The following is a 24,777-nucleotide window of genomic DNA, read 5'->3' as shown; positions in this document are numbered from 1 at the left end:
CCCTGCTCGGTCAACGCCGGCTGGACCGTCTTCCGCCAGGTCTCGGCGTGCCGGTACGACGGATGCACGTCGACCTGACCGCGTTTGCCCAGATGCAGCCAGGCCCATCCGGCCAGCTCGCCGTCGGCGGCGTGGACGACGAGGGTGTCGCGCTCGACGTCGAGCTCCGGTCGCTGGAGATCGGCGGCGACCGCGTCCGGGACCACCTCGGCGCGGCCGTGCCACTGGATCTCACCGGCCGCGATCAGCCGGTAGATCGCCTCGGCGTCCTCGATCGTCGCCGATCGGCTCGTGAACCCCGGTGGGAACATGCTTCGATCATCGCGCACCCGCGCCGGAATTCCGCTCAGGCCGGGTGATCCGCGTCCGCGGCTTCCACTTCCTCGCGGCTGATGCCCAGCAGGTACAGGATCGTGTCCAGGTAGGGCACGCTCACGTGGGTGTCGGCCGCCTCGCGGACGACCGGCTTGGCGTTGAAGGCGACCCCGAGCCCGGCCGCCGCGAGCATGTCGAGGTCGTTGGCCCCGTCACCGATCGCGACCGTCTGGGACAGCGGTGTGCCGGACTTCTCGGCGAACCGGCGCAGCGCGACCGCCTTTCCGGCCCGGTCGACGACGTCGCCGATCACCCGGCCGGTCAGCGTGCCGTCGACGATCTCCAGCTGGTTCGCCGCCGCGTAGTCGATGCCGAGGTCGGCGGCCAGCTTGTCGGTGATCTGGCTGAACCCGCCGCTGACGATCGCGAACTGGTACCCGAGCCGCTTCAGCGTGCGAACCAATGTCCGCGCCCCGGGAGCCAGCTGGATCGCCTCGTACACCTCGTCGAGGGCGGACGCCGGCAGGCCTTCCAGCGCCGCGACCCGGTGGTGCAGGGACTCGGCGAACTCCAGCTCACCGCGCATCGCCCGCTCGGTGACCGCGGCGACCTCCTCCAGCCGGCCGGCGTGCCCGGCGAGCATCTCGATGACCTCGCCCTGGATCAGCGTCGAGTCGACGTCCATCACGATCAGCCGCTTGGCCCGCCGGTACAGCCCGCCGGCCTGGACGGCGACGTCCAGCTTCTGCCGGACGCCTTCCAGCGCGAGCACGGTGCGCAGCGCGTCCGGATCGGCGCCGGAGACGGCGATCTCCATCGCGGTCACCGGGTAGCGCGCCATCCGGCTGATCCGGTCGATGTTCGCGCCGGTGTCGGCGATCCGGCCGGCCACCGCGGCCAGCCCGGCCGCGGTCAGCGGATGCCCGATCACGGTCACCTGGCTGCGGCCCTCGCGCCGCGGCTCGTTGTCGCCGACACCCTTCTTCACCGAGATGTCGACGTCGAGGATCGGCTCGAGCGCCTTGAGTTCGTCCTTGAGGCTCTTGTGGTCGCGCGGTGCCGACACCAGCACCCCGAGCACCAGGCGACCGCGCAGCACGACCTGCTCGGCGTCGATCACCTCGACCCCGCGGGTGGCGAGCGTCGAGAGCACAGCGGAGGTCAGGCCCGGGCGGTCCGTGCCGGTCAGAGTGACCAGCAAGGTCGGGCGGTCGGGCGGTGGCGTCTGGAGCTCAGCCTGTCCTGTCATGGCACCACGAACGCTACCCACCTCAGCTGTACGGCGGCCGTCCGGTCCACATCTCAGTCGTGAACGGGCGGCGCGCAGGCCGCGACCAAAGCGCGGCGCGCAGCCGCCGCGAGGTCCGTCAGCGCACGGCGGCGGGCATCGGCCTCGGCGCCGGTGACCGCCGCGCCGTCGTCCTCGAGCGCCGCGTCGGCGATGGCCAGGCAGCGGCGCGCGGTCGCGGCGGTCTTCACGGCCCGCGGCTGGTACCCCGGCGCGAGGTCGTCGTTGCGACCGCTCCCGATCTTGCGGATGTCGATCAGCGCGTCCGCGATCTCCGGCTTCCAGCGCGCCACGTCCAGCGCGGCCAGCGACTCGGCCGCGTCGATCAACGCCATCCGCAACCCGCGATCGGCCTCGCCGACGTCGGCCGCCGGCGGACTCGTCGCCGCCATCACGGTCCACTGCACGGCCGGACCGACGTACGCCGGAACCAGCCCGATCTCGGGGCCGGTCAGTACGACGGCCTCACCCGACTCCAGCGCGGCCTCGTTGAAGGCGGGCGGTCCGGCCAGCCCGATCGGATCGCCGGGAACCGGCAACGCGAGGTGTGCCTGGGTGGCCCCGGCAGCGCGCAGCAGGTTCAGCGCCACCGGCAACGTTGCGGGCGCGGGATGCGCGGCCAGGCCCGCGACATGGTGCCCGACGTCGTCGCCGAGGATCTTCTGGGCGGCGGTGTCGGGGTCGCAGGCGCCGGTCAACATCGCGTTCGTCCACACGGTGAACCGAACCGAGGCGGAGGTCGTCAACACGCCCGCCAGTCTTGCACCACCCCGTCCGCCGGACGACATCAGCGGGCCGGGAGCGAGCGCGGGGGAGCGACCCCGTAGGTTTTGGGCATGACTGCAGTGGTGGAGCTGGCCGGTGTGTCGATCGTTCGTGGTGAGGCGCGGCTGCTCGACGGGATCGACTGGACCGTCGACGAGGCCGACCGGTGGGTGGTGATCGGCCCGAACGGCGCCGGCAAGACGACGCTGCTGCAGATCCTCGCGGCCCAGATCCACCCGACCGCGGGCGTCGCCGGCGTCCTCGGCGAGGTGCTCGGCGCGGTCGACGTCTTCGAGCTCCGGCCGCGGGTCGGACTCACCAGTGCCGCATTGGCCGACCGGCTGCCGCGCGGCGAGCGGGTGTCGGACGTCGTGGTCTCCGCGTCGTACGCCGTCCTCGGCCGCTGGCGGGAGGAATACGACGAGCTGGACCACCAGCGGGCCAAGGAGTTGCTGACCGAGCTCGGCATCGGCCACCTCGGCGACCGGACCTTCGGGACGCTGTCGGAGGGTGAGCGCAAGCGGGTCCAGATCGCTCGCGCGCTGATGACGGACCCCGAGCTGATGCTGATGGACGAGCCCGCGGCCGGTCTCGACCTCACCGGTCGCGAGCAGCTGGTCCGGTCGCTCAGCTCGATCGCGACCGCGGCCGGCGCGCCGGCGATGGTGCTGGTCACCCACCACGTCGAGGAGATCCCGCCCGGTTTCACCCACGCCCTGCTGCTCAAGCAGGGCCGGATCGTCGCGGCCGGCCGGATGGACGAGGCGCTCACCTCCGAGACCCTCAGCGAGACCTTCGACCTGGCCCTCTCCCTGAAGCAGGAAGAAGGCCGCTACACCGCCCGCGCCCTCTGACCCCGCCCACCCCTGCCGCCGCACCGCTCCCGGCCTCACTTCTCCTGGCCTTCGCCCTGCCTGCGCCACGCCCGGCGCGCATTTCAGGGGATATCCGCTGAAGTCTTGGGTTCTCTGCTCGTATGACGGGGGAGAACGGTCAGCGGCCGGGGTTATCCGCTCAATTGGTCGTGTGGGAGGCGGCCAAATGGTCGTGTGGGAGGCGGCACCGTGGGAGGGCGGGGTGCGTCCGACCGGTGGAAGACCTGCTTGGAGACCTGAACCTGGATAGGCTTGGCAGATGATGGATTGGCTGCGGGACAACATCTGGGCGGCGTGGCTGACAGCGGCCGCCGTCCTCGGTCTGGCCGAACTGGCATCCCTCGACTTCACCTTGCTGATGCTGGCGGCCGGCGCGCTGACCGCCGCCGGGGTGGCAGCCGTCTTCCCGGGACTGCTCTGGCTGCAGATCATCGTCGGGTTGATCACGGCCGCGGCGATGCTGGCCGCCATCCGTCCGCTGCTGGCCCGCAAGTTCCATCACGGCGGCGAGCTGAAGACCGGCTCGGCGCACGTCATCGGCCGCACCGGCACCGTGGTCAAGGAGATCCACCCCGACGGTGGTGGCTCGATCCGGATCGGCGGCGACCTGTGGACGGCCCGTCCGTTCGACGAGGTGTCCACGATCGCCCCCGGGACCCGGGTCGAGATCATGTCGATCGACGGCGCCACCGCCGTGGTCTACCCCGTCGGGGACTCGCTGCACCAGCTCCCGAATCCGCAGCCCACGCACCCGGATCCGAAGCCCACCGATCCGCCGCAGAGCTGAGCCGCGCCACCGCGGTCGAGCGACCCGGTTGAGTGACCGGGTGACCGCAGTACTGTCGACTGCAGGGGACGACAGAGATACCTGCGCGAACAGGCATCCGGCGCGCCGGGAACCGGCACGCCGAGTGGACCGTCGATAGGAAAGACTGTCCGTCCTGAGGGTTCTGTTCGAGTGGAGGGTCAAGTGACCGCGTTCCTCGTAGTGCTGGCAGTGGTCGCCTTGCTGGTGATCGTCACACTGATCAAGTCCGTCCGGGTGGTGCAGCAGCAGACCGTCGGGATCGTCGAGCGGTTCGGCAAGTTCAAGACCGGGCTGCAGCCCGGCCTGAACCTGTTGACGCCGTTCGTCGACAAGGTCCGGTACACCATCGACATGCGCGAGCAGGTCGTCGCGTTCCCGCCCCAGGGCGTCATCACCGAGGACAACCTGATGGTGTCGATCGACTCCGTCATCTACTTCCAGGTGAACGACCCGGTCCGGGCGACGTACGAGATCTCCAACTACATCCAGGCAATCGAGCAGCTGACCATGACGACGCTGCGCAACATCATCGGTGGCATGGACCTGGAGCAGACGCTGACGTCCCGCGAGGAGATCAACGAGAAGCTCCGGTATGTCCTGGACGAGGCGACCGGCAAGTGGGGCATCCGGGTGAACCGGGTCGAGCTCCGCTCGATCGACCCGCCGCCGTCGATCCAGGACTCGATGGAGAAGCAGATGCGCGCCGACCGCGACAAGCGCGCCGCGATCCTGACCGCCGAGGGTATGCGGCAGTCCGCCGTCCTGTCGGCCGAGGGCCAGAAGCAGTCCGCGATCCTCACCGCCCAAGGTGACAAGGAGTCCCGGATCCTGCGGGCGCAGGCCGAGCGGGAGGCCCGGATCCTGAAGGCCCAGGGTGAGGCGCAGGCCATCACCACGGTGTTCAACGCGATCCACGCCGGCAAGCCGGACCAGGGTCTGCTCGCCTACCAGTACCTGCAGATGCTCCCGTCGATCGCTCAGGGCGACGCGAACAAGCTGTGGATCGTGCCGAGCGAGATCGGCGACGCGCTCAAGGGTCTCGGCAGCGCGGTCGGCCAGGTGGCCGGTATCCCGCAGAAGGCCGAAGGGTCCTGGGAGGCGCCGGAGCTGGCCAACGGTGAGGTCCCGGCGATCGACACCGGCGCCGACTTGGTCAGCACGCCGGACGCCGCGGTCGCCGAAGCCGACCACGCCGTCGCGGAAGCCATCGCCGCGGCGCAGAAGGCGGCCGTCAGCACCCGCACCCAGCAGGCCCCGCCGTCGGTCGGCCAGACTCCGGAGCCCCCGGCTCCGCCGCCGGCCGAGCCGCCGCTGGAGCGCTGAAACAGGAGCAGCCAAAGCCCTCCCGGGTCATCCGGGAGGGCTTCGTGCTGTCCGGGCAGCTGGAACGATCGAATGGTTGCCGGCTCAACGGATGGACCGATGAGCGAGGGAGCCTGTCAGGTGCGTAGAGTCTGGCAGCGATGACATGGTTCGAGGCGCTGTTCGTCCTGGTGGCGGGGATGGGCGCGGGCACGATCAACGCCGTGGTGGGGTCGGGCACGCTGCTGACCTTCCCCGCGTTGCTTGCCGTCGGCATCCCGCCGGTGCTGGCGAACGTGAGCAACAGCGTCGGCCTCGCTCCCGGTACGGCGGCCGGCGCGATCGGCTACCGGCGTGAGCTCGAGGGCCAGCGCGGCCGGATGATCCGGCTGATCCCGGCCTCCCTGACCGGCGGCATCCTCGGCGCGGTGCTGCTGCTGACCTTGCCCGACTCTGCCTTCCACGCCGTCGTACCGGTGCTGATCCTGCTCGGCTGTGTGCTGGTCGCCTTTCAGCCGTGGCTGTCGCGGTGGATCAGCGTGCCGTCGCACCATCACCGGGGCGCCTGGTGGGTGATTCCCGCGGTGTTCGCGACCGGTGTGTACGGCGGGTACTTCGGCGCCGCGCAGGGCGTCCTGCTGATGGCCATCCTCGGCCTGGGCCTGGACTCGAACCTGCAACGGATGAACGGCTTGAAGAACGTGCTGGCGACGTTCGTGAACTCGGTCGCCGCCGTCCTGTTCATCATCGTCGCCGACGTCGACTGGCTGGCCGCAGCCCTGATCGCGGTCGGCTCCACCATCGGCGGTTTCCTCGGCGCCCGCTACGGCCGCAGGCTCCCACCGATCGCGCTGCGCGCCCTGATCGTCTGCATCGGCATCGTCGCCATCGTCACGATGGTGTTCTGACCCGCAAGCCGGCCAGCAACAGATCCAGTCCGTAGTCGAACTGTTCGTCGCCGCCCGTCGTCCGGGCCAGCTCGGGGGCGAGCTCGACCACGGACGGGAAATCCCGGGCGGACAGTGACTGCATCGTCATCCGCAACCGCCGCCAGGCCTCGGGGTCGCGGCGCTCGGCGGCCATCTGGATCTCCCAGGACGTTGCCCCGAGCACGTAGGTGAACAACGTGGTGTGCGTCCGCGCCGCCGTCTCCGGATCGAACCCGGCCCGCCGCAGCACGCCGAGCAACCCTTCGGCCACCCGGGCCGTCTCGTGCCCGCTCAGCGGCCGGCCGGACAGTAGTTGCGCCAGGCAAGGATGCTGCAACATCAGCAGCCGCAGGCTCCGGCACACGAACCGCACCTGCTCCGGCCACTCCACCTCCTCCGGTACGGCGGGCAGCAGCCCCATCAGGTGGTCGCGGACAGCGTCGTACAGGTCGTCCTTGTTGCGGAAGTACGTGTAGAGCGCCATCGGCCCGACCCCGAGCTCCGCGGCGACCCCGCGCAGGCTGAAGCCGTCGGTGCCCTTCGACTCCATCAACTCCAGGGCAGTCCGGACGATCAGCTCGGAGCTCAGCGTGTTCCGCGGTGTCCTCGCCATGTGACGCACCTCCCTTCGACAGCCATAACGTACAGTGTATAGTACGGTGTATGCGAGCGATAGAGATCACCGAGTTCGGCGGACCCGAGGTCCTCAAGGTCAGCGACGTGGCGGAGCCGGTCGCCGGCGACGGGCAGGTTCTGATCACGGTCGACCGGGCCGGCATCAACTACGCCGACACCCACCAGGTCGAGAACTCGTACCTGTCCAAGACCGTGCTCCCGCTGATCCCGGGTGGCGAGGTGGTCGGCACGACCGGCGACGGTCGCCGGGTGGTCGCGCTGGTCGGTTCCGGTGGCTATGCGGAGAAGGCTGTCGCGCACGCGCCGTACGCCTGGGATGTACCCGAGGGTGTGACCGACGGTCAGGCGCTCGCCCTTGTTTTGCAGGGCACTACGGCTTGGCACCTGCTGAAGACCTCCACGCATCTGCGGCCGGGGGAGTCCGTGCTGGTGCACGCCGGAGCCGGTGGCGTCGGGTCCCTCGCCGTACAGCTCGCGAAGCTGTGGGGCGCCGGCCGGGTGATCGCGACCGCGTCCAGCGAGGAGAAGCGCAAGCAGGTGCTCGAGCTCAGCGCGGACGCCGCGATCGACGGTGAGCCGGAAGGGCTGAAGGACCGCATCCTCGAGGCGAACGGCGGCAAGCCGGTCGACATCGTGCTGGAGATGGTCGGCGGACCGACGTTCGACGAGTCCTTCGCGGCGCTCGCGCGGTTCGGCCGCCTGGTCACCTTCGGCGCCGCGTCCCGGCAGGCCGCGCAGCCGATCGACGCCAGCCGGTTGATGAAGGGCTCGAAGACCATCGCCGGCTTCTGGCTGGCCGACTGCTTCAAGGAGCCGGTGCTGCTCGGCGACCCGTTGGCCGAGTTGTTCGACCTGACCGCGAGCGGCAAGCTCCGCCCGATCGTCGGCGGCGAGTACGGGCTGTCCGACGCCGCCACCGCCCACGAAGACCTACGAGCCCGCCGCACCGTCGGCAAGCTCGTCCTCGACCCCACCCGCTGACCCCCAGGAGACAGAGATATGACGATCGCAGTAGAGAAGGTTCTGTACACCGCCAAGGCCACCGCGCAGGGCGGCCGGGACGGCAAGGTCGCGACCAACGACGGCAAGCTGGACGTCGTCGTCGCGCCGCCGGTCGAGATGGGCGGCAACGGCAAGGGCACCAACCCGGAGCAGCTGTTCGCGGCCGGCTACGCCGCCTGCTTCCACAGCGCGCTCAAGCTGGTGGCCCGGAAGGCCCGCCAGGACGCCGACGGCTCGACCGTCACCGCGGCGGTCGGCATCGGCCCGATCAACGGCGGCGCCGGCTACGGCCTGGAGGTCGTGCTCGAGGTCAGCCTGCCGGGTGTCGACCGCGCCGCCGCCGAGGCACTGGTCGCGAAGGCGCACGAGGTCTGCCCGTACTCCAACGCCACCCGCGGCAACATCAAGGTCGACCTCGAGGTCGCCTGAGGTCAGTCCATCCGGGCCAGAGCCTCTTTGAGGAGGCTCTCGGTCTGGGAGACCGGTGCGGCCGCGATGGTGAGGGCTTCCATGATCGCGACGTACTCGTCGACCTCTTCGAGCTTGTCCAGGTACAGGGCGCTGGCCGCGTGCTCGATGTAGACGATGTCCGGCAGGTCGCCCTCGGGGAACCGCAGGATGCTGAAGGCGCCACCGGCGCCCGGGTAGCCGAGGCTGCTGAACGGCATGATCTGCAGGGTGATGTTCGGCTGCTGCGCCCACGTCATCAGGTGCTCGATCTGGGCCCGCATGATGTCCTCGCCGCCGACCGGGCGGCGCAGCACGGACTCGTCGACGACCACCCAGAGCCGGGCCGGGTTGACCCGGTTGAGGATCTGCTGCCGGGCCACCCGCAGCGCGACCCGCTGCTCGATCTCCTCGGCCGGCAGGTACGCCTTGCCCATCTGGACCACGGCCCGCGCGTACTCCTCGGTCTGCAGCAGGCCCGGGACGAACATCACCTCGTAGGTCCGGATCAGCGTCGCCGCGACCTCCAGGCCGACGTAGTTGGTGAACCAGCTCGGCATCACGTCGCCGTACCGGGACCACCAGCCCGGGTTGTTGGCGGCCCGGGCCAGCTCCATCAGCCGGAAGCGTTCGTCCTCGTCCTGCATGCCGTAGAGCTCGAGCAGGTCGCTGACGTCGCGCTCCTTGAACCCGACCCGGCCGAGCTCCATCCGGCTGACCTTGGACTCGGAGGCGCGGATCTGCCAGCCCGCGTCGGCGCGGCTGATCCCGGCCTGCTCCCGCATCCGCCGCAGCTGTCCGCCCAGCATGATCCGGAGAGCGGTCGGTCCACCCTCGCCACCCGCCACCGTCACTTGGTCACCCAACCCAGCACCCGTCCACGCACCCATTTCAGCCCGCGATGCTACCGCCTGTCCACGGCAACAGGCAGTAACCCGTCCACAGACTTGCTTGGCGCACCTCCTACAGTGGCGGGCATGGAGAACGAGATCAGCGTGGTGGACGCCAAGGAGCGCAGCCGGTACGAGGCGGTCGACTCCGAGGGCAACCTGATGGGCTTCGTCGACTACAAGATGTACCCCGAGGTCATCACCTTCTTGCATGCCGAGACGATTCCCGAGTTCCGCGGTCGCGGCGTGGCCGGCCGGATCGCCACGAAGTCGCTGGAGGACGCCCGGGACGCGGGGCTGCGGGTGAAGCCGGCCTGCCCGTTCTACCAGGAGTTCCTCGCCGAGCACCCCGAGTACGAGGACCTGACGAAGCGGAAGTCCTCATGACCGTGCTCGGCAAGCTCGACTGGCGGCCTGCCGCCGAGGTGCCGGAGCTGCTGGCCGAGCCGGTCCGCGACGCGCTCGGCGCGATCCCGGGGTACGCCGCCGCGATCGATCCCGGCCTGGCGGACACGGCCGCCTTCTGCGCGGAGTACGACGTACCGATGGCCGCGTCGGCGAACTGCGTGATCGTGCACGGCAAGCGGGCCGGTGAGTCGACGTACGCCGCGGTGATGGTGCTCGCCACCCACCGGGCGGACGTGAACGGCGTGATCCGCAAGCACCTCGGGGTCCGGAAGATCTCGTTCGCCGCCCAGGACGACGCGGTCACCTCGACCAGGATGGAGTACGGCGGCATCACGCCGATCGGACTGCCCGCGGACTGGCCGGTCCTGGTCGACGAGGCGGTCGCGAACGCCGGACCGGTCGTGATCGGCAGCGGCGTCCGCGCGTCCAAGCTGCTCGTCGAAGGCGCCGACCTGGCCAAGCTCGCCACCGCCGAAGTGCTGCAACTCGCCGCGCCTGCTGACTGAGCGTTTGCAGTCACTCCTGGGGTACCCGCTCCGAGGGCCGAACAGGGCAGCTACCGGGGTAGGCCTCAGCCGAGCGCCCGGCGGAGGGCGGCCAGCTTGTCGGCCTCCATCCGCTGGGTGACGGCCGCGCCGCGGACCAGCGACGAGCCGTGGAAGGTGCCCGGGTAGTGGTGGAGCTCCGTGCTGACACCGGCCGCGAGCAGCCGTTGCGCGTAGATCAGGCCCTCGTCGCGGAGCGGGTCGAACTCGCAGGTCGACACGAACGCGGGCGGCAGGCCGGTGAGGTCCTCGGCCCGCGCCGGAGCGGCGTACTGCAGGCCAAGCTTCTCGGGGTCGCCGGACAGGTAGTACTTCCAGCTCAGTACGGACCGGCATCGGGCCGGCGCTGCCTGCGATTCGTGCGGCAGAGTCGTGGCGAGACGCCTGCACTGCGCTGCGGCTCACTTCACCCGAGGAGCCGGTCGTCACGACCGACGAGCTGGGCGGTCTGCTGGTCCTGGCCGAGCGACTGCGTGCCGAGGACATCGCAGCGTCGCCGGACGTGGCCGCTCTGGATCGGATCGCGGCCGAGCCGGGCGGAGACGATCTGCTGGCGATCCTCCGTGCGTACTGCTTCACCGACTCGGTCCGGAAGGCGGCCGCGCTGGTCTACCGCCACCACAGCACGGTGGCCTACCGCCTCGAGCACGCAGAGAGCCTGCTGGGCTTCGAGCTCGGCAATCCCAACGGGCGCTTCCGCCTCTACCTGGCCCTGGTGATGCGCGCACTAAGGTAGGCCGGGTGGGTTCGCTGCTTATTGCCGGTACGACGTCCGACGCGGGCAAGACGACCGTGGTGACCGGGCTGTGCCGGTGGCTGGCGCGTCAGGGTGTCCGGGTGGCGCCGTACAAGGCACAGAACATGTCGAACAACTCGATGGTCTGTGCGGACGGCGCCGAGATCGGCCGGGCGCAGTGGATCCAGGCCGTCGCCGCCGGTGCCGAGCCGGAGGCCGCGATGAACCCGGTGCTGCTCAAGCCGGGCAGCGATCGCCGCAGTCACGTCGTCCTGATGGGGGAGCCGTGGGGCGAGCTGAGCGCGCGTGGCTTCCTCACCGAGCGGGCCGAGCTGGCCAAGGCGGCGTTCGCGGCGTACGACGATTTGGCGTCCAGGTACGACGTGGTGATCAGCGAGGGCGCCGGCAGCCCGACGGAGATCAACCTGCGGCAGTCCGACTACGTGAACATGGGACTCGCGCAGCACATCAAGGCTCCGGTCGTCGTGGTCGGCGACATCGACCGCGGGGGAGTGTTCGCGTCGATGTTCGGGACCGTCGCCTTGCTGGACGCCGCTGATCAGGCGCTGCTCAGCGGGTTCCTGGTGAACAAGTTCCGCGGTGACGTGTCGCTGCTGCAGCCGGGGATCGACATGCTCACGACCGCGACCGGCCGGCCGACGTACGGCGTCCTGCCTTGGCTGCCCGAGCTGTGGCTGGACTCGGAGGACGCCCTCGACATCCCGGTACGGCGGAGCGCACCGGCCGACCTGCTCACGATCGCGGTGGTCCGGTTCCCGCGGATCAGCAACTTCACCGACCTGGACGCGCTCGCGGTCGAGCCGACGAACAGCGTGTTCTTCACGACCAGCCCGGCCGAGGTCCGGGACGCCGATCTGGTCGTGCTGCCGGGGTCGCGGGCGACCGTGGCAGACCTGCAGTGGCTGCGTGAGCACGGGCTGGCGGACGCGGTGGCGGCTCGGGTCGCGGCCGGGCGACCGGTGCTCGGGATCTGTGGTGGGTACCAGCTGCTGGGTGGTGCCATCTCGGATCCGCACGGTGTCGAGGGCGGCGGGGAGCACACCGGTCTGGGGCTGTTGCCCGTGGCAACTGTGTTCGCGGCCGAGAAGGTGCTGGCGCGGCCGGCGGCGACGGCGTACGAGATCCACCACGGCGTGGTGACCGTCGCGGGGGACGCCGACGGTTTTCCGGGCGGGTGCCGGGTCGGGAACACGTGGGGGACGATCTGGCACGGGCTGCTCGACGACGATGCGGCCCGGCACGCGTTCCTGACCGAGGTCGCCGGGCTGACCGGCAAGCCGGCGCCGGACGGGACCGTCTCCTTCGCCGGGCTGCGCGAGGCCCGGCTCGACCGATTGGCCGACGCCATCGACTCGCACGTCGACACGGCTGCGCTGATGAAGCTGATCGAGCACGGACCGAGCGCCGTACCCTTCGTCCCGCCGGGTGCGCCGGAAACTGTCTGAGGCCTCGGTTAGCGTGCTCTGTCATGAAGGCTGAGCTGCAGAAGTACCTCCAGGCCACCCGTGCGCTGATGCTCGCGAAGCTCGACGGTTTGAGCGAGTACGACCGCCGCCGCCCGCTGGTGCCGTCCGGGACGAACCTCCTCGGCCTGGTCAAGCACCTCACCGGGATCGAGTACGTCTACCTCGGCACGAGTGTCGGCCGCCCGCCGGAGAAGCCGCTGCCGTGGGAGGAGGACGGCTCGGTCTGGGAGGGCGCCGACATGTGGGCGCTCCCGTCCGAGAGCACGGAGTACCTCACCGACCTCTACCGGACCGCCTGTGCGCACAGCGACCGCAGCATCGCCGACCTCCCGCTCGACGCCCCGGCGGAGGTCCCACACTGGGCCGAGGGGAAGCGTAGTACGACGTTCGGCGCCCTGCTGGTCCGCGTCGTCGACGAGACCGCCCACCACGCCGGCCATGCCGACATCGTCCGCGAGTTGATCGACGGCCAGGGCGGCGCCGACGCCGACATGATGGACGAAGCTGCCTGGACCGACTTCTACACCAAGATCCAGCGCGCGGCCGAGACCTTCCGCTGACGCTCGAACCCGGTGCGGAACACTAGGCAGCGTGGATGACTTCGAGCGCCTGCGCGGACGGCTGTTCGGGATCGCCTACCGGATGATGGGTACGGCGGCCGACGCCGAGGAGATCGTCCAGGAGGCCTGGCTGCGCTGGCAGGGCGTCGACCAGGACGCGGTGAAGGACCCCGACGCCTACCTGGCGAAGATCGTCACCAACCTGTCGATCAAGCAGCTCACCTCGGCCCGGGTACGGCGTGAGACGTACGTGGGGGAGTGGTTGCCCGAACCGGTGCTCACCGGAGGACAGTTCGAGGAGCTCGGCCCGCTGGACGTGGTCGCCGAGCGCGAGTCGGTGTCGATGGCGCTGCTGGTCGTGCTCGAACGGCTCACTCCGGCCGAGCGGGCGGCGTACGTGCTGCGCGAAGCCTTCGCCTACAGCTATCGCGAGGTCGCCGAACTGATCGGCACGTCCGAGGCCAACGCCCGGCAACTGGTGTCCCGAGCGTCCAAGCGGGTGGCTGCCGAGCCGCGGCGCGAGCGCCGGGTCGACCGGGCCGAGTGGCGCCGGCTGGTCGAACGGTTCATCGCGGCCGCCCAGCAGGGAGAGCTGGCCGAGCTGGAGGCGCTGCTCGCCGAGGACGTGGTGTCGCGGGCCGACGGCGGCGGCAAGGTCTTCGCGGCGCGGAACGCGCTGATCGGCCGGGAGCGGGTCGCGCGCTACCTGGTCGGCGCCCTGGAGAAGTTCGGCGAGGGGCTCGAGGTCCGGTTCGGCGAGGCGAACGGGCAGCCGACGTTCCTTGCCGTCAGCCCCCGCGGCGTCGAGGCGGTCTGCTTCGTCGACTTCGGCGCCGGCGGGGTGACCGACCTCCGGTTCGTGATGAATCCGGACAAACTCACGTTCGCGGCCGCGCAACTGTCACGAATCGGTGGGCTGTCGGATCTTCATTGGTGACCGAAAGGACACCTCCATGACAACCCTCCTCGTCACCGGCGGCACCGGCTCCCTCGGCCGGCCCACCGTCGAACACCTTCGCGCGGCCGGTCACACGGTCCGGGTGCTCAGTCGCCGGACCGGGCCAGGCCTGGTCACCGGCGACCTGACCACCGGCAACGGCATCCGCGCGGCCGCCGACGGCGTCGACATGATCGTCCACCTCGCCACCGCGCAGGGAAAGAAGGACATCCAGCAGACCCGCAACCTGCTGGACGCCGCTCCGGCGTCGACGCACGTGCTGTACATGTCGATCGCCGGCATCGACCGGATCCCGCTGGCCTACTACCGGCACAAGCTCGAGGCCGAGCGGCTGGTCGAGTCCAGGGCGTCGTACACGATCCTGCGGGCGACCCAGTTCCACAACCTGCTCGACCGGGTCTTCAGCCTGAAGATGCCGGCCATCTTCGCGCCGGCCGCCGCGCTGCAGCCGATCGCCGTCTCCGACGTCGCCACCCGGCTGACCGAGCTCGTCGGCCGGCCGGTGATCGGCCGGGCGGCCGACATCGGTGGGCCGGAGACCCGGCCGGTGCCGGAGCTCGCCCGGGCCTGGAAGGCGGCGCGGGGATCTCGGCGGCCGGTAGTGCCGGTTCGCGCCCCGGGCAAGATGTTCCGGGCCTTCGTGGACGGCCACGCCAACGTTGCCGGCCCGCCGTACGGCACGATCACCTTCGACGACTACCTCGGCGGCAAGGAGTGAACCTCTACGTGCGGTCGGTCCTGGTGGTGTTCGCCGCGTTCGAACTCGTGCTGGGCGTGTGGATGACGTTTCTGCCGGCCAGCTTCTACGAGATGCCGACGGTCGACTGGACGCCGCCGTACAGCGAGCACCTGTTCCGCGACCTCGGGGGCGCGAAGCTCGGGCTTGCCATCGTGCTCACCGCGGCCGCCGTCAGCTTCGACTGGCTGCTGACCCGGGTCGCACTGCTGGCCTACCTGGCGTTCTCCGTGACGCACCTCGTCTTCCACCTCGGGCATCTCGAGGGCGATTCGCCGGGGTGGTCGGCCGTCCTGGTCGCCATCATCACGCTGAGCGTGCTGCTGCCGTTGACCGCCCTGATCAGCGCCCTGACCGGCACACGCAGGATGGCTTGACGACTGTGACAGTAGGACTGTCACAATAGGCGGCATGGGTCCACTCCACGGGGTCAAGGTCGTCGAGCTGGCCGGGATCGGTCCCGGGCCGTTCGCCTGCATGATGCTGGCCGAGCTCGGCGCCGACGTGCTGCGGATCGACCGCCCCGGCGGCGGTCTGTCCTTCGGCCCGCCCGAGCTCGACCTGGTCAACCGCGGTCGCCGCAGCGTGGCCCTGGACCTGAAGAACCCGGCGGCGATCGACGTCGTACGGCGCCTCGTCGCGCAGGCCGACGTACTCGTCGAAGGGTTCCGGCCCGGGGTCGCCGAGCGGCTCGGGCTCGGGCCCGACGACCTGCTCGCGATCAACCCGAAGCTCGTCTACGGACGGATGACCGGCTGGGGTCAGGATGGGCCGCTCGCGCAGACCGCCGGCCACGACATCGACTACATCGCGCTGTCAGGTGCGCTGCACCTGATCGGTCGCGCGGGCGGCCCGCCGCAGGTGCCGTCCAACGTGCTCGGCGACTTCGCCGGCGGCTCGCTGTACCTGGTCGTCGGCGTGCTCGCCGCGCTGCACGAGGCGCAGCAGAGCGGCCGTGGTCAGGTTGTGGACGCGTCGATCGTCGACGGTTCCGCGCACCTGACCACGATGATGCTCGGCGCCCTGGCCGCCGGGAGTTGGCGGCAGGAACGCGGCACGAACCTCCTCGACACCGGTGCGCCGTTCTACGACGTGTACGAGACCTCGGACGGCAAGCACCTGGCCGTGGGAGCGATCGAGCAGCCGTTCTACGACGAGCTGATCGCCAAGCTCGGCATCGCCGTACCGGACCGCAACGACCCGGCGAACTGGCCCGAGCTCCGCAAGGCGCTGACCGAGACCTTCCTCCAGCGCACCCAGGCCGAGTGGACGGCGGTCTTCGACGGCTCGGACGCCTGCGTCGCGCCGGTCCTCCCGCTGGCCGGCGAGCACCCCCACCTCGTTGCCCGAGGCACCTTTGTGGAGCGGGACGGCGTCCGCCAGGCCGCTCCGGCGCCCCGCTTCTCCCGTACGCCGACCAGCCTCGGGCGACCGCCCGCGCGGGCCGGCCACCACACCCGTGAGGCCCTGGCCGACTGGGGTGTCACCGACATCGACGACCTGCTGGACTCCGGCGCCGCCGTCCAGGACTGAGAGGAACCGCCCGTGGAACGTCAGCTGTTCGACGCCGATCACGACGCCTTCCGGGAGACCGCCCGGGCCTTCTGCGACAAGGAGATCGTGCCGCACCACGACTCCTGGGAAGAGGCCGGCATCGTCCCGCGCGAGCTCTGGACCGCGGCCGGCCACGCGGGGCTGCTGGGCTTCATGATGCCGGAGGAGTACGGCGGGGGCGGCGCCCGCGACTTCCGCTTCAACGCCGTGGTGATCGAGGAGCTGACCAGGGCCCGGGCGAGCGGGGTCGGGTTCGCGATCCACACCGACATCAACTCGGCGTACCTGCTGGACTACGCCAACGACGAGCAGAAGGCACGCTGGCTGCCCGGGTTCTGTTCCGGCGAGACGATCACCGCGATCGCGATGACCGAGCCCGGCGCCGGCAGCGACCTGCAAGGCATCCAGACCACGGCCCGTCGCGACGGCGACCACTACGTGCTGAACGGGCAGAAGACGTTCATCTCCAACGGCATCCTCGCCGACCTCGTCATCGTGGTGGCGAAGACCGACCCGGCGGCGGGTGCGCAGGGCATCTCGCTGCTGGTCGTCGAGCGTGGGATGCCCGGGTTCGACCGCGGCCGCAACCTGGACAAGATCGGGCTCAAGGCGCAGGACACCGCGGAGCTGTTCTTCGACAATGTCCGGGTCCCGGTCGCGAACCTGCTCGGCGAGGAGGGCAAGGGCTTCGTCTACCTGATGGAGAAGCTTCCTCAGGAGCGGCTCGCGATCGCGGTCGTCGCGGCCGCGGCGTGCGAGAACCTGCTCGCGCGGACGCTCGAGTACGTGAAGGAGCGGAAGGCCTTCGGCCGGCCGATCGGCTCGTTCCAGAACAGCCGCTTCGTGCTCGCCGAGCTGGCCACCGAGACCCAGATCGCCCGCGTCTTCGTCGACCGCTGCATCCAGGAGCTGACCGCCGGCACCTTGACCGTCGCCGAGGCCGCGATGGCCAAGTGGTGGACCACCGAGCTCCAGAAGAAGGTCGCCGACCGCTGCCTGCAGCTTTACGGCGGCTACGGCTTCATGACCGAGTACCCGATCGCCAAGGCCTACCTCGACACCCGCATCCAAACCATCTATGGCGGCACCACCGAAATCATGAAAGAAATCATCGGCCGCACGATGGGGATCTGAGACGCAGCAGGCCCGCCGCGGTGCCCGGGGCTGGCGCAGGGCGGCGGGATTCTGCGCCTGATGCCATCTGTCGTGCGGCGGGCGTCCGCACTTCGATCTCCCAGAACCGCGCGACCCCTCCGGCGTGCGGCACCGTCGGCCGCCGAGGTCTGGGCCGGCCTGCACAGGCTCGCTCAGAGTAACCCCCGGACCGACCAAGCGCCAGATCTGTCGCACTCCGTAAACATCAGGCTGAATGTGGCCGCGCCTGATCAGGCCTGGGACCCAGCGGGCGGTTCCTTACTCGTCTTCGGGGGTGTCCTCGGCCGATTCCGGGGCCGGCTTCGATTCCGGGTCCGGTTCGGGGTCCGGTGGTGGGCGGCGCACGGCCTCGCGCTTCCGCGTCGCGGGCTCGTGCAGCGGGCGGAGGGCGAACCATTCGCTCATCTGTGCTCGCCTCCCTGATGCAGCCCGCAGCACGCGAAGCCGCCAGGGTCCTGGGCGGCGACGAGAGCTAGCAGTCTATGCACCTCCGGCCGTGGATGGGCGCGAATCCGGCGTGGGCGTGATTGACTGCCCTCTAGGTGAAGAGGGGAGGTCGTCATGGGGATCGTTTCACCGGGGTTCGCCGGGCGGCGGCGGGGTGGATCCGAGGTTCCGCCGGGGCAGTACCTGACCGAGGACTTTCCGGTGCTGTCGGCCGGGCCGACGCCGCACATCCTGACCGAGCACTGGGAGTTCACGGTCACCACCGAGTCGGGGGAGACGTACCGGTGGGACTGGGCCGGGCTGCTCGGGATGCCGGCCGAGGAGATCACGAAGGACATCCACTGCGTGACCAGGTGGTCGAAGCTCGAGACGGCCTGGAAGGGCGTCTCGCTCGACACCCTGCTGGCCGACGTCGAGACCGGGGCCGACTTCGCGCTCGCGCACAGCTACGGCGGCTACACCACCAACCTGCCGCTGGAGGACCTGCTGGACGGCCAGGCCTGGATCGCCTACGAGTACGACGGTGAGCCGCTGGCCGCCGAGCACGGCGGACCGGCTCGGCTGCTCGTGCCGCACCTGTACTTCTGGAAGAGCGCCAAGTGGGTCCGCGGGCTGGTCCTGTCCGACACCGAGGATCTCGGCTTCTGGGAGACCGCCGGCTACCACGAGTACGGAGATCCATGGAAAGAACAGCGATACGCCGGCGACTGAGCTGGCAGGTGGCCACGGTCGCCGAGGTACGGCGGGAGACCGAGACGGCTCGCACGCTCGTGCTCGACGTACCGGACTGGCCTGGGCACCTGGCCGGGCAGCACCTCGACGTCCGGCTGACCGCACCGGACGGGTACCGGGCCTCCCGGTCCTACTCGATCGGGTCCGCGTGGGCCGGTGGCACGATCGAGCTGACCGTCGAGGTGGTGCCCGACGGCGAGGTCTCGCCGTACCTGGTCGACGTGGTGAAGGCGGGTGACCCGCTGGAGATCCGTGGACCGGTCGGTGGCTGGTTCGTCTGGAAGCCGGAGCAGGAAGGGCCGGTGCAGCTGATCGGCGGGGGATCCGGGATCGTCCCGCTGATGGCGATCCTGCGCGCCCACGCGGATGCAGGCAGTACGGCGCCCGTGCGCCTGATCTACTCGGTACGGCGTCCCACCTCGGTGATCTACGTGGACGACCTGAAGCGGCACGCCGCGGCGGACAACGTCCACGTCAGCCTCGTCTACACGCGGGAGGCGCCGGAGGGTGAGCCGCGGGTCGGGCGGATCGACGCCCAGGTGATCGAACGGCTCGCGTTCACGCCGGCCGAGAACCCGACAACCTACGTCTGCGGGCCGACGCCGTTCGTGGAGACGGCCGCGGACCTGCTGGTCGCGGCCGGCCACGACCCGGCCCGCGTGCGAACCGAACGTTTCGGACCGACAGGAGGCTCGTAGTGAGCGAGCGAAGCGAGTTCACCATCAGCACAGTCCGCTCGTGCCTCGTCGGCGCCCGCAGCGAAGCGAGGGACGACGATGAGTGAAGCCACCCATCTCGACGGCAACGCGGCTGCGGGCGCCATGAGCCAGCTCTTCGCCGTCGACATCACCGCCGCGATCGCCCGCTGCGCAGGCTGCGGCCAGACCGGCGTGTTCGCCGACACCCGCCTGTACGTCGACGCGCCCGGACTCGTCGCCCGCTGCACCGGCTGTGACGGCGTGCTGCTGCGCGTCGTGACCACCCCGACCGACACCTACCTGGATCTTCGCGGACTCACGTACCTCAAGGTGCCGAACGAGTGATCTGCCGTCGGGTCGTCGTCCACGGACGCGTCCAGGGCGTGTTCTTCCGGGACTCCTGCCGCCGGGAGGCCCGGTCGGCGGGAGTCGCCGGATGGGTCCGCAACCGGCCCGACGGCACCGTCGAGGCGCTGTTCGAGGGTCCCGAGGACGCCGTCCGGCGGATGGTCGACTGGGCCGGCCACGGACCGCCGTACGCCGCCGTCGACCACGTCGACGTGGTCGAGGAGCCGCCCAGCGGCCGAACCGGCTTCGACATCACCTTCTGAGAGACCCCGGGTCACCTGACCCGGCCTGGTGAACCTGCTGATGGAGTGCGTGCCGGTCGGGATCATTGCCCTCGGCATCGTGTGCGTGCTGCTGGTCGGCCAGATCGACCTGTCCGTCGGGTCGATCAGCGGGCTGCCGGGCTGGTCGAGTTCGCGCAGCTTCGGTTCGTCCCGGCGTGGTTGTCGTACGCGTTCGTGCTGCTCGCCGCGGGCCTGCTCTTCGCGGTCGGGTTCCTGCATGCGCGGAAGCGCCGTACCGCGAATCTGTCCGCTCGGTCGACTCGGTTCCTGCTGGTGCGCACTTGCGCTGGTGCTGCACTACTGCCTGACGTCCACGAAGTGGGGCAAGGCGGTCTACGCGATCGCCGCAGCCGTCATCGGCGGCACGTCACTCTTCGGCGGTCGAGGTACGGCATCGTCCTGCCGCTTCTTCGTCACCGGCGTCGTCCTGCTTCTGGCAGTGGGCGTCGACTCCCTGGCTCGCCGGTCCCGCACCACCCACGGCCGCGCCTGAGTTCAGCGCCGAGGTGGCTTGGTGCCGGTCCGCCGGATGGTGTCGCGTTGCGTCTCGCCTACGGCTCGTTCGTAGGCGAGGACAAGGCCCTGGATGGTCACCGGCTTGAACCGTTCGACCAGTTGCTGGATGTGCTCCGGCGGCCCGCCGGAGTCGCGGTAGTGCGGCCAGACCTTGGTGCGGAAGACCTCGGTCAGCTCCTCGGCGATCGCGCGGCCGTGCTCGGTGAAGATCCGGCCCGCCGCAAGCACCGCCTCTACCGGTAGGTCCAGGTCGAGGAGCTCGACCCCGAGACTCAGGTGCGCGGTCGCGACCTGGAACACGTCCTCGTCCGGCGTCGGCTCCACCACGCCGAGCGCGACCAGCATCTCGATGTCATCGTCGGTGAGGTCACGGCCGGTCCGCCGTACCAAGGTCGCCCGGTCGAGGGTCTCCGGGAGGTCGCGCATCCACGGGGTCAGCAGCGTCCGGTGCAGCGCGATGTCCTGCGGCGTCGCGTCGGCCGGGATCCGCTCCAGGTAGCCCTCGATCGCCGACAGCGTGAACCCGTGCGCCTGCAGTTCGCGCACCAGGTCGAGCCGCGCGATGTGCTCCGGCCCGTAGTACCCGACCCGCCCACGCCGGATCGGCGGCGGGATCAGCCCGCGCCCGGCGTAGAACCGCAACGTCCGTACCGTCATTCCGACCCGCGTCGACAACTCGTCGACGGTCAAGGTCGCTTCGTCCCCCGCGACTTCCGACATGGCGGAGATCATAACGACCCCTACTTGACCATCGTGACACCATAACTGTCACAATCAGGTGCATGACCAGTGAAGCGTTCCTGTACGACGCGATCCGCACGCCGCGTGGCAAGGGCAAACCGACCGGCGCGCTGTACGAGGTCAAGCCGATCCAGCTGATCACCGGCCTGCTGCACGAGTTGCGGAACCGGCATCCCGACCTCGACCCGGTCGCCATCGACGACGTGGTCCTCGGTGTGGTGACGCCGATCGGCGACCAGGGCATGGACATCGCCCGGACGGCGGTGCTCGCGGCCGGCTACCCGGAGACGACCGGCGGCGTCCAGCTCAACCGCTTCTGCGCGTCCGGCCTGGAGGCAGTCAATCAAGCGGCTCAACGAGTGCGCTCCGGCTGGGAGGACTTCATCCTGGCCGGCGGGGTCGAGTCGATGTCGCGGGTGCCGATGGCCTCCGACGGCGGCGCCTGGGCGATGGACCCGGAGACCGCGCTGCAGACGAACTTCATCCCGCAGGGCATCAGCGCCGACCTGATCGCGACCCTGGACGGCTTCTCCCGCACCGACGTCGACGCGTACGCCGCCGAGTCGCACGCGCGCGCCGCCAAGGCCTGGGCCAACGGCTACTTCGCCCGCTCGGTGGTCCCGGTGAGCGACCGCAACGGCCTGCAGATCCTCGACCATGACCAACTGGTCCGCCCTGGTACGACGGTCGAGACGCTGGCCGGCCTGCGACCGTCGTTCGCGGCGATCGGGGAGCACGGCGGGTTCGACGCGGTGGCGCTGGAGAAGTACCTGACGGTGGAGCGCATCGAGCACGTCCACCACGCGGGCAACTCGTCCGGCATCGTGGACGGTGCCGCCCTGGTTGCCATCGGCAATGAGAAGGCGGGGGAGGCGCTCGGGCAGGCGCCGCGCGGCCGGGTCGTGGCGACCGGGGTCAGCGGGGCCGACCCGACCATCATGCTGACCGGACCGGCGCCGGCCGCCCGGAAGGCGCTGGCCAAGGCGGGTCTCGAGGTGAGCGACATCGACCTGTTCGAGATGAACGAGGCGTTCGCGGCCGCCGTACTGCACTTCATGCGGGATCTCGGCGTACCGCACGAGAAGGTGAACGTGAACGGCGGCGCGATCGCGCTCGGCCACCCGCTCGGCGCCACCGGCGCGATGCTGGTCGGAACCCTGCTGGACGAGCTGGAGCGGCGTGAGCTCCGGTACGGCCTGGCCACCCTGTGCGTCGGCGGCGGCATGGGCGTCGCAACCATCATCGAGAGGCTGGCGGCATGATCTCCTGGAACAACGCCGAAGGTGTCGTCACGCTGACGATCGACGACCCGTCGGCCTCGGCGAACACGATGAACGAGGCCTACGTCGCGGCGATGGGTGCGACCGTCGACCGGCTCCGGGGTGAGAAGGACACGCTCAAGGGCGTCGTGATCACCAGCGCCAAGTCGACGTTCTTCGCCGGCGGCAACCTGCAGATGCTGGCGAAGATCCAGCCCTCGCAGGCGGCCGAGGTCTTCGAGGCCATCGAAGAAGTGAAGCGCCAGCTCCGGTCGCTGGAGACCCTCGGCGTCCCGGTCGTCGCCGCGATCAACGGCAGCGCGCTCGGCGGCGGGCTGGAGATCGCGCTCGCCTGCCACCACCGCATCGTTGCCGACGACAACCGGATCGAGCTCGGCGTCCCCGAGGTGACGCTCGGACTGCTCCCGGGCGGTGGCGGCGTGACCCGTACCGTCCGGATGCTCGGCCTGCAGGACGCGCTGATGAAGGTCCTGCTCCAGGGCCGGCGGATGAAGCCCGCCCACGCCCTCGAGGTCGGGATCGTCGACGAGGTCGTCCCCGCCGACGACCTGCTCGAGGCGGCATACCGGTGGATCGCGTCGTACGACGGGGACGCCAAGCAACCCTGGGATCGCGACGGCTACAAGATCCCCGGCGGCACACCGGCCTCGCCGAAGCTGGCCGCGTTCCTGCCGGCCTTCCCGGCGAACCTGCGCAAGGAGCTGAAGGGCGCGCCGTACCCGGCGCCGCGCGCGATCCTGAGCGCCGCGGTCGAGGGCAGCCAGGTCGACTTCGACACCGCCTCGCGGATCGAGTCCCGGTACTTCGTCTCGCTCGCGACCGGGCAGATCGCGAAGAACATGATCCAGGCGTTCTTCTTCGACCTGCAGTCGATCAACGCCGGCGCCTCACGGCCGGACGGCGTGCCGAAGTACTCGACCCGCAAGGTCGGGGTGCTCGGCGCGGGCATGATGGGCGCCGGGATCGCGTACGTGTGCGCGAACGCCGGCATCGAAGTGATCCTGAAGGACGTCTCGCTCGAGGCGGCCGCGCGTGGGAAGGAGTACTCCGAGAAGCTGCTCGCCAAGCAGGTCCAGAAGGGCCGGAAGACGGCGGGCGAGGTGGAGGAGTTCCTGAGCCTGATCACGCCGACCGCGGACCCGAACGACCTGGCCGGGTGTGACCTGGTGATCGAGGCGGTGTTCGAGAGCGAGGAGCTCAAGCAGAAGGTCTTCGCCGAGATCGCCGGCGTGGTCGAGCCGGACGCGTTGCTGTGCTCGAACACCTCGACGCTGCCGATCACCTCGCTGGCCGGCGGCATCGACCGGCCGGGCGACTTCATCGGCATGCACTTCTTCTCGCCGGTCGACCGGATGCCGCTGGTCGAGCTGATCGTGGGGGAGAAGACCTCGGACCGGGCCGTCGCCAAGGCCTACGACGTGGTCCGGCAGATCAAGAAGACGCCGATCGTGGTCAACGACAGCCGGGGCTTCTTCACCTCGCGGGTGTTCGGCACCCTGGTGATGGAGGGCGCCGCGATGGTTGCCGAAGGCGTCGACCCGGTGACGATCGAGCGGGCCGCCACCCAGATGGGCTTCCCGGCGCCGCCGCTGGCGATGCTGGACGAGGTCACGCTGACGCTGCCGCAGAAGATCCGGGACGCGGCGCTCGCGGCCGGGGACAGCGCCGGCGCGTTCGACGACCACCCGGGGATGGCCGTGACGGACCGGCTGGTCAACGAGTTCGACCGCCGCGGGAAGGCGGCCGGCGCCGGGTTCTACGACTACCCGGCCGACGGGCCGAAGCGGTTGTGGCGGGGTCTGTGGGAGCACTTCGACCGGGCGAAGGACGCCGTACCGCTGGTCGATCTGCAGGAGCGGATGACGTTCGCGATGTCGCTGGAGACGGTCAAGTGCCTCGACGAGGGAGTGTTGCGCTCCGTCGCCGACGCCAACATCGGCTCGATCTTCGGCATCGGGTTCCCGCCGCTGCACGGTGGCGCGCTGCAGTACGTCAACGCGTACGGACTGCCGGCCTTCGTCGAGCGGTCCCGCCAGCTCGCGGCGTCGTACGGCGATCGCTTCGAGCCGCCGGCGCTGCTGGTCCGCAAGGCCGAGGCGGGCGAGACCTTCCGCTGATTCCCAACAAACTCGAACAAAGAAGAGCGCGTCCGGTCTTGCGCCGGACGCGCTTTTGAGCGATGGTGCTGGCACTTCTCCAACGATTCACCTGACCATAGAGCGACTTGGCCGGTCCGGGTTTCCGTACCCGAACCGTCATCTGCCGAGCTCTGTTGCAATGGGTCGGCGGAGTTGTAGCGTGTGCGAAACCGGAGATGCTTAACGCCGTTAAGTAA

Annotated in this window: 30 protein-coding genes and 1 pseudogene; 23 read left to right on the top strand and 8 right to left on the bottom strand. The window is 70.0% G+C overall.

Annotated features, from left to right (window positions below; all coding sequences use genetic code 11):
- From ACWCOV_RS31575 to ACWCOV_RS31565, 3 genes and pseudogenes are all read right to left on the bottom strand, one after another.
- Nucleotides 1-311 (bottom strand): annotated as a pseudogene (locus ACWCOV_RS31575) (hypothetical protein); the annotation flags it as partial.
- A 35-nt stretch (nucleotides 312-346) separates the two neighbouring features.
- On the bottom strand, nucleotides 347-1,564 hold the full coding sequence (gene serB, locus ACWCOV_RS31570; protein ID WP_449832982.1) for a phosphoserine phosphatase SerB: 1,218 nt from the start codon (nucleotides 1,562-1,564) through the stop codon (nucleotides 347-349).
- A 53-nt stretch (nucleotides 1,565-1,617) separates the two neighbouring features.
- A complete protein-coding gene (locus ACWCOV_RS31565; RefSeq protein WP_449832981.1) occupies nucleotides 1,618-2,352 on the bottom strand; it encodes a hypothetical protein in 735 nt (244 codons plus the stop codon).
- A gap of 87 nt (nucleotides 2,353-2,439) precedes the next feature.
- On the opposite strand from ACWCOV_RS31565, the gene ACWCOV_RS31560 reads away from it, so the two are divergent.
- The 4 genes from ACWCOV_RS31560 to ACWCOV_RS31545 all read left to right on the top strand — a co-directional run bounded on the left by ACWCOV_RS31560 (nucleotide 2,440) and on the right by ACWCOV_RS31545 (nucleotide 6,261).
- A complete protein-coding gene (locus ACWCOV_RS31560) occupies nucleotides 2,440-3,222 on the top strand; it encodes an ABC transporter ATP-binding protein (protein WP_449832980.1) in 783 nt (260 codons plus the stop codon).
- Between the two features lie 280 nt (nucleotides 3,223-3,502).
- Nucleotides 3,503-4,030, top strand: a complete 528-nt coding sequence (locus ACWCOV_RS31555) for an NfeD family protein (RefSeq protein WP_449832979.1) — start codon at nucleotides 3,503-3,505, stop codon at nucleotides 4,028-4,030.
- A gap of 183 nt (nucleotides 4,031-4,213) precedes the next feature.
- Nucleotides 4,214-5,374 carry an SPFH domain-containing protein gene (locus ACWCOV_RS31550; RefSeq protein WP_449832978.1) on the top strand — a complete coding sequence of 387 codons (1,161 nt, stop codon included), beginning with the start codon at nucleotides 4,214-4,216 and terminating at the stop codon, nucleotides 5,372-5,374.
- 140 nt (nucleotides 5,375-5,514) lie between these two features.
- Nucleotides 5,515-6,261 carry a sulfite exporter TauE/SafE family protein gene (locus ACWCOV_RS31545; protein ID WP_449832977.1) on the top strand — a complete coding sequence of 249 codons (747 nt, stop codon included), beginning with the start codon at nucleotides 5,515-5,517 and terminating at the stop codon, nucleotides 6,259-6,261.
- Here the strand turns inward: ACWCOV_RS31545 and ACWCOV_RS31540 are convergent.
- Nucleotides 6,245-6,895 carry a TetR/AcrR family transcriptional regulator gene (locus tag ACWCOV_RS31540; protein WP_449832976.1) on the bottom strand — a complete coding sequence of 217 codons (651 nt, stop codon included), beginning with the start codon at nucleotides 6,893-6,895 and terminating at the stop codon, nucleotides 6,245-6,247. The genes ACWCOV_RS31545 and ACWCOV_RS31540 overlap by 17 nt on opposite strands.
- A gap of 50 nt (nucleotides 6,896-6,945) precedes the next feature.
- Between ACWCOV_RS31540 and ACWCOV_RS31535 the strand changes: the two genes are divergently transcribed.
- Together ACWCOV_RS31535 and ACWCOV_RS31530 are read left to right on the top strand one after the other, a co-directional pair.
- Nucleotides 6,946-7,899 (top strand): quinone oxidoreductase family protein, encoded by a 954-nt coding sequence (locus ACWCOV_RS31535; RefSeq protein ID WP_449832975.1) that lies wholly within the window; start codon nucleotides 6,946-6,948, stop codon nucleotides 7,897-7,899.
- Nucleotides 7,900-7,917: 18 nt separating this feature from the next.
- On the top strand, nucleotides 7,918-8,349 hold the full coding sequence (locus ACWCOV_RS31530; protein WP_449832974.1) for an organic hydroperoxide resistance protein: 432 nt from the start codon (nucleotides 7,918-7,920) through the stop codon (nucleotides 8,347-8,349).
- Between the two features lie 2 nt (nucleotides 8,350-8,351).
- Here ACWCOV_RS31530 and ACWCOV_RS31525 read toward each other — a convergent pair whose 3' ends face one another.
- Nucleotides 8,352-9,176, bottom strand: a complete 825-nt coding sequence (locus ACWCOV_RS31525) for a helix-turn-helix domain-containing protein (RefSeq protein WP_449832984.1) — start codon at nucleotides 9,174-9,176, stop codon at nucleotides 8,352-8,354.
- Nucleotides 9,177-9,344: 168 nt separating this feature from the next.
- Here ACWCOV_RS31525 and ACWCOV_RS31520 point away from each other — a divergent pair, with 168 nt between their 5' ends.
- Complete coding sequence (locus ACWCOV_RS31520; RefSeq protein WP_449832973.1) at nucleotides 9,345-9,644, top strand: GNAT family N-acetyltransferase; 300 nt, start codon at nucleotides 9,345-9,347, stop codon at nucleotides 9,642-9,644.
- Nucleotides 9,641-10,171, top strand: a complete 531-nt coding sequence (locus ACWCOV_RS31515; protein ID WP_449832972.1) for a YbaK/EbsC family protein — start codon at nucleotides 9,641-9,643, stop codon at nucleotides 10,169-10,171. The genes ACWCOV_RS31520 and ACWCOV_RS31515 overlap by 4 nt, the downstream gene beginning before the upstream one ends.
- 65 nt (nucleotides 10,172-10,236) lie before the next feature.
- Here ACWCOV_RS31515 and ACWCOV_RS31510 read toward each other — a convergent pair whose 3' ends face one another.
- Nucleotides 10,237-10,533, bottom strand: coding sequence for an alpha/beta hydrolase fold domain-containing protein (locus tag ACWCOV_RS31510; RefSeq protein ID WP_449832983.1), 297 nt, complete (start codon nucleotides 10,531-10,533; stop codon nucleotides 10,237-10,239).
- A 179-nt stretch (nucleotides 10,534-10,712) separates the two neighbouring features.
- Between ACWCOV_RS31510 and ACWCOV_RS31505 the strand changes: the two genes are divergently transcribed.
- From ACWCOV_RS31505 to ACWCOV_RS31470, 8 genes are read left to right on the top strand one after another with little or no spacing between them, the layout of a single operon-like run.
- Entirely contained in the window at nucleotides 10,713-10,946 is a 234-nt protein-coding gene (locus tag ACWCOV_RS31505; RefSeq protein WP_449832971.1) for a helix-turn-helix domain-containing protein, read from the top strand.
- 5 nt (nucleotides 10,947-10,951) lie between these two features.
- Nucleotides 10,952-12,412, top strand: coding sequence for a cobyric acid synthase (locus ACWCOV_RS31500; protein ID WP_449832970.1), 1,461 nt, complete (start codon nucleotides 10,952-10,954; stop codon nucleotides 12,410-12,412).
- A gap of 23 nt (nucleotides 12,413-12,435) precedes the next feature.
- A complete protein-coding gene (locus tag ACWCOV_RS31495; RefSeq protein ID WP_449832969.1) occupies nucleotides 12,436-12,993 on the top strand; it encodes a DinB family protein in 558 nt (185 codons plus the stop codon).
- Nucleotides 12,994-13,024: 31 nt separating this feature from the next.
- Nucleotides 13,025-13,930 carry an RNA polymerase sigma-70 factor gene (locus ACWCOV_RS31490; RefSeq protein WP_449832968.1) on the top strand — a complete coding sequence of 302 codons (906 nt, stop codon included), beginning with the start codon at nucleotides 13,025-13,027 and terminating at the stop codon, nucleotides 13,928-13,930.
- A 16-nt stretch (nucleotides 13,931-13,946) separates the two neighbouring features.
- Entirely contained in the window at nucleotides 13,947-14,669 is a 723-nt protein-coding gene (locus ACWCOV_RS31485; protein ID WP_449832967.1) for an SDR family oxidoreductase, read from the top strand.
- A gap of 8 nt (nucleotides 14,670-14,677) precedes the next feature.
- Nucleotides 14,678-15,064 (top strand): hypothetical protein, encoded by a 387-nt coding sequence (locus tag ACWCOV_RS31480; RefSeq protein WP_449832966.1) that lies wholly within the window; start codon nucleotides 14,678-14,680, stop codon nucleotides 15,062-15,064.
- 34 nt (nucleotides 15,065-15,098) lie between these two features.
- Nucleotides 15,099-16,220 (top strand): CaiB/BaiF CoA transferase family protein, encoded by a 1,122-nt coding sequence (locus tag ACWCOV_RS31475; RefSeq protein WP_449832965.1) that lies wholly within the window; start codon nucleotides 15,099-15,101, stop codon nucleotides 16,218-16,220.
- 12 nt (nucleotides 16,221-16,232) lie between these two features.
- Nucleotides 16,233-17,375, top strand: a complete 1,143-nt coding sequence (locus tag ACWCOV_RS31470; RefSeq protein WP_449832964.1) for an acyl-CoA dehydrogenase family protein — start codon at nucleotides 16,233-16,235, stop codon at nucleotides 17,373-17,375.
- Between the two features lie 279 nt (nucleotides 17,376-17,654).
- Here ACWCOV_RS31470 and ACWCOV_RS31465 read toward each other — a convergent pair whose 3' ends face one another.
- A complete protein-coding gene (locus ACWCOV_RS31465; protein WP_449832963.1) occupies nucleotides 17,655-17,801 on the bottom strand; it encodes a hypothetical protein in 147 nt (48 codons plus the stop codon).
- Between the two features lie 156 nt (nucleotides 17,802-17,957).
- On the opposite strand from ACWCOV_RS31465, the gene ACWCOV_RS31460 reads away from it, so the two are divergent.
- The 5 genes from ACWCOV_RS31460 (at nucleotide 17,958) to ACWCOV_RS31440 (ending at nucleotide 20,398) form a co-directional block, all read left to right on the top strand.
- The gene (locus tag ACWCOV_RS31460) at nucleotides 17,958-18,554 is read left to right on the top strand and encodes a sulfite oxidase-like oxidoreductase (RefSeq protein ID WP_449832962.1); all 597 of its coding nucleotides are present in this window, start codon (nucleotides 17,958-17,960) and stop codon (nucleotides 18,552-18,554) included.
- Nucleotides 18,524-19,273 (top strand): ferredoxin reductase, encoded by a 750-nt coding sequence (locus ACWCOV_RS31455; protein WP_449832961.1) that lies wholly within the window; start codon nucleotides 18,524-18,526, stop codon nucleotides 19,271-19,273. The genes ACWCOV_RS31460 and ACWCOV_RS31455 overlap by 31 nt, the downstream gene beginning before the upstream one ends.
- Before the next feature lie 78 nt (nucleotides 19,274-19,351).
- Nucleotides 19,352-19,618: a DUF6510 family protein gene (locus tag ACWCOV_RS31450; RefSeq protein ID WP_449832960.1), complete on the top strand. Its 267-nt coding sequence runs from the start codon at nucleotides 19,352-19,354 to the stop codon at nucleotides 19,616-19,618.
- The gene (locus ACWCOV_RS31445) at nucleotides 19,615-19,884 is read left to right on the top strand and encodes an acylphosphatase (protein WP_449832959.1); all 270 of its coding nucleotides are present in this window, start codon (nucleotides 19,615-19,617) and stop codon (nucleotides 19,882-19,884) included. Before ACWCOV_RS31450 ends, ACWCOV_RS31445 begins: the two co-directional genes overlap by 4 nt.
- A gap of 28 nt (nucleotides 19,885-19,912) precedes the next feature.
- The gene (locus tag ACWCOV_RS31440; RefSeq protein WP_449832958.1) at nucleotides 19,913-20,398 is read left to right on the top strand and encodes a hypothetical protein; all 486 of its coding nucleotides are present in this window, start codon (nucleotides 19,913-19,915) and stop codon (nucleotides 20,396-20,398) included.
- A 2-nt stretch (nucleotides 20,399-20,400) separates the two neighbouring features.
- Here the strand turns inward: ACWCOV_RS31440 and ACWCOV_RS31435 are convergent, their stop codons facing one another.
- Nucleotides 20,401-21,141: a MerR family transcriptional regulator gene (locus ACWCOV_RS31435; RefSeq protein WP_449832957.1), complete on the bottom strand. Its 741-nt coding sequence runs from the start codon at nucleotides 21,139-21,141 to the stop codon at nucleotides 20,401-20,403.
- A gap of 62 nt (nucleotides 21,142-21,203) precedes the next feature.
- Here ACWCOV_RS31435 and ACWCOV_RS31430 point away from each other — a divergent pair, with 62 nt between their 5' ends.
- Both ACWCOV_RS31430 and ACWCOV_RS31425 read left to right on the top strand, forming a co-directional pair.
- Entirely contained in the window at nucleotides 21,204-22,424 is a 1,221-nt protein-coding gene (locus ACWCOV_RS31430; protein WP_449832956.1) for an acetyl-CoA C-acetyltransferase, read from the top strand.
- Complete coding sequence (locus ACWCOV_RS31425; protein WP_449832955.1) at nucleotides 22,421-24,559, top strand: 3-hydroxyacyl-CoA dehydrogenase NAD-binding domain-containing protein; 2,139 nt, start codon at nucleotides 22,421-22,423, stop codon at nucleotides 24,557-24,559. Before ACWCOV_RS31430 ends, ACWCOV_RS31425 begins: the two co-directional genes overlap by 4 nt.
- Nucleotides 24,560-24,777 lie beyond the last annotated feature (218 nt).

The organism is Kribbella sp. NPDC002412 (assembly GCF_053592935.1).
The sequence above is the reverse complement of the archived record's forward strand: the minus strand, read 5'-3'. Positions and strand labels throughout refer to the sequence as shown.

Bases quoted from the DNA above. Each gene is read 5' to 3' on its own strand.
- ACWCOV_RS31540 (WP_449832976.1), bottom strand. From the start codon at position 6,895: ATGGCGAGGACACCGCGGAACACGCTGAGCTCCGAGCTGATCGTCCGG.
- ACWCOV_RS31455 (WP_449832961.1), top strand. From the start codon at position 18,524: ATGGAAAGAACAGCGATACGCCGGCGACTGAGCTGGCAGGTGGCCACG.
- ACWCOV_RS31515 (WP_449832972.1), top strand. From the start codon at position 9,641: ATGACCGTGCTCGGCAAGCTCGACTGGCGGCCTGCCGCCGAGGTGCCG.
- ACWCOV_RS31485 (WP_449832967.1), top strand. From the start codon at position 13,947: ATGACAACCCTCCTCGTCACCGGCGGCACCGGCTCCCTCGGCCGGCCC.
- ACWCOV_RS31435 (WP_449832957.1), bottom strand. From the start codon at position 21,141: ATGTCGGAAGTCGCGGGGGACGAAGCGACCTTGACCGTCGACGAGTTG.
- serB (WP_449832982.1), bottom strand. From the start codon at position 1,564: ATGACAGGACAGGCTGAGCTCCAGACGCCACCGCCCGACCGCCCGACC.
- ACWCOV_RS31525 (WP_449832984.1), bottom strand. From the start codon at position 9,176: ATGCTGGGCGGACAGCTGCGGCGGATGCGGGAGCAGGCCGGGATCAGC.
- ACWCOV_RS31560 (WP_449832980.1), top strand. From the start codon at position 2,440: ATGACTGCAGTGGTGGAGCTGGCCGGTGTGTCGATCGTTCGTGGTGAG.
- ACWCOV_RS31465 (WP_449832963.1), bottom strand. From the start codon at position 17,801: ATGAGCGAATGGTTCGCCCTCCGCCCGCTGCACGAGCCCGCGACGCGG.
- ACWCOV_RS31520 (WP_449832973.1), top strand. From the start codon at position 9,345: ATGGAGAACGAGATCAGCGTGGTGGACGCCAAGGAGCGCAGCCGGTAC.
- ACWCOV_RS31475 (WP_449832965.1), top strand. From the start codon at position 15,099: ATGGGTCCACTCCACGGGGTCAAGGTCGTCGAGCTGGCCGGGATCGGT.
- ACWCOV_RS31545 (WP_449832977.1), top strand. From the start codon at position 5,515: ATGACATGGTTCGAGGCGCTGTTCGTCCTGGTGGCGGGGATGGGCGCG.
- ACWCOV_RS31425 (WP_449832955.1), top strand. From the start codon at position 22,421: ATGATCTCCTGGAACAACGCCGAAGGTGTCGTCACGCTGACGATCGAC.
- ACWCOV_RS31535 (WP_449832975.1), top strand. From the start codon at position 6,946: ATGCGAGCGATAGAGATCACCGAGTTCGGCGGACCCGAGGTCCTCAAG.
- ACWCOV_RS31530 (WP_449832974.1), top strand. From the start codon at position 7,918: ATGACGATCGCAGTAGAGAAGGTTCTGTACACCGCCAAGGCCACCGCG.
- ACWCOV_RS31450 (WP_449832960.1), top strand. From the start codon at position 19,352: ATGAGTGAAGCCACCCATCTCGACGGCAACGCGGCTGCGGGCGCCATG.
- ACWCOV_RS31460 (WP_449832962.1), top strand. From the start codon at position 17,958: ATGGGGATCGTTTCACCGGGGTTCGCCGGGCGGCGGCGGGGTGGATCC.
- ACWCOV_RS31495 (WP_449832969.1), top strand. From the start codon at position 12,436: ATGAAGGCTGAGCTGCAGAAGTACCTCCAGGCCACCCGTGCGCTGATG.
- ACWCOV_RS31555 (WP_449832979.1), top strand. From the start codon at position 3,503: ATGATGGATTGGCTGCGGGACAACATCTGGGCGGCGTGGCTGACAGCG.
- ACWCOV_RS31430 (WP_449832956.1), top strand. From the start codon at position 21,204: ATGACCAGTGAAGCGTTCCTGTACGACGCGATCCGCACGCCGCGTGGC.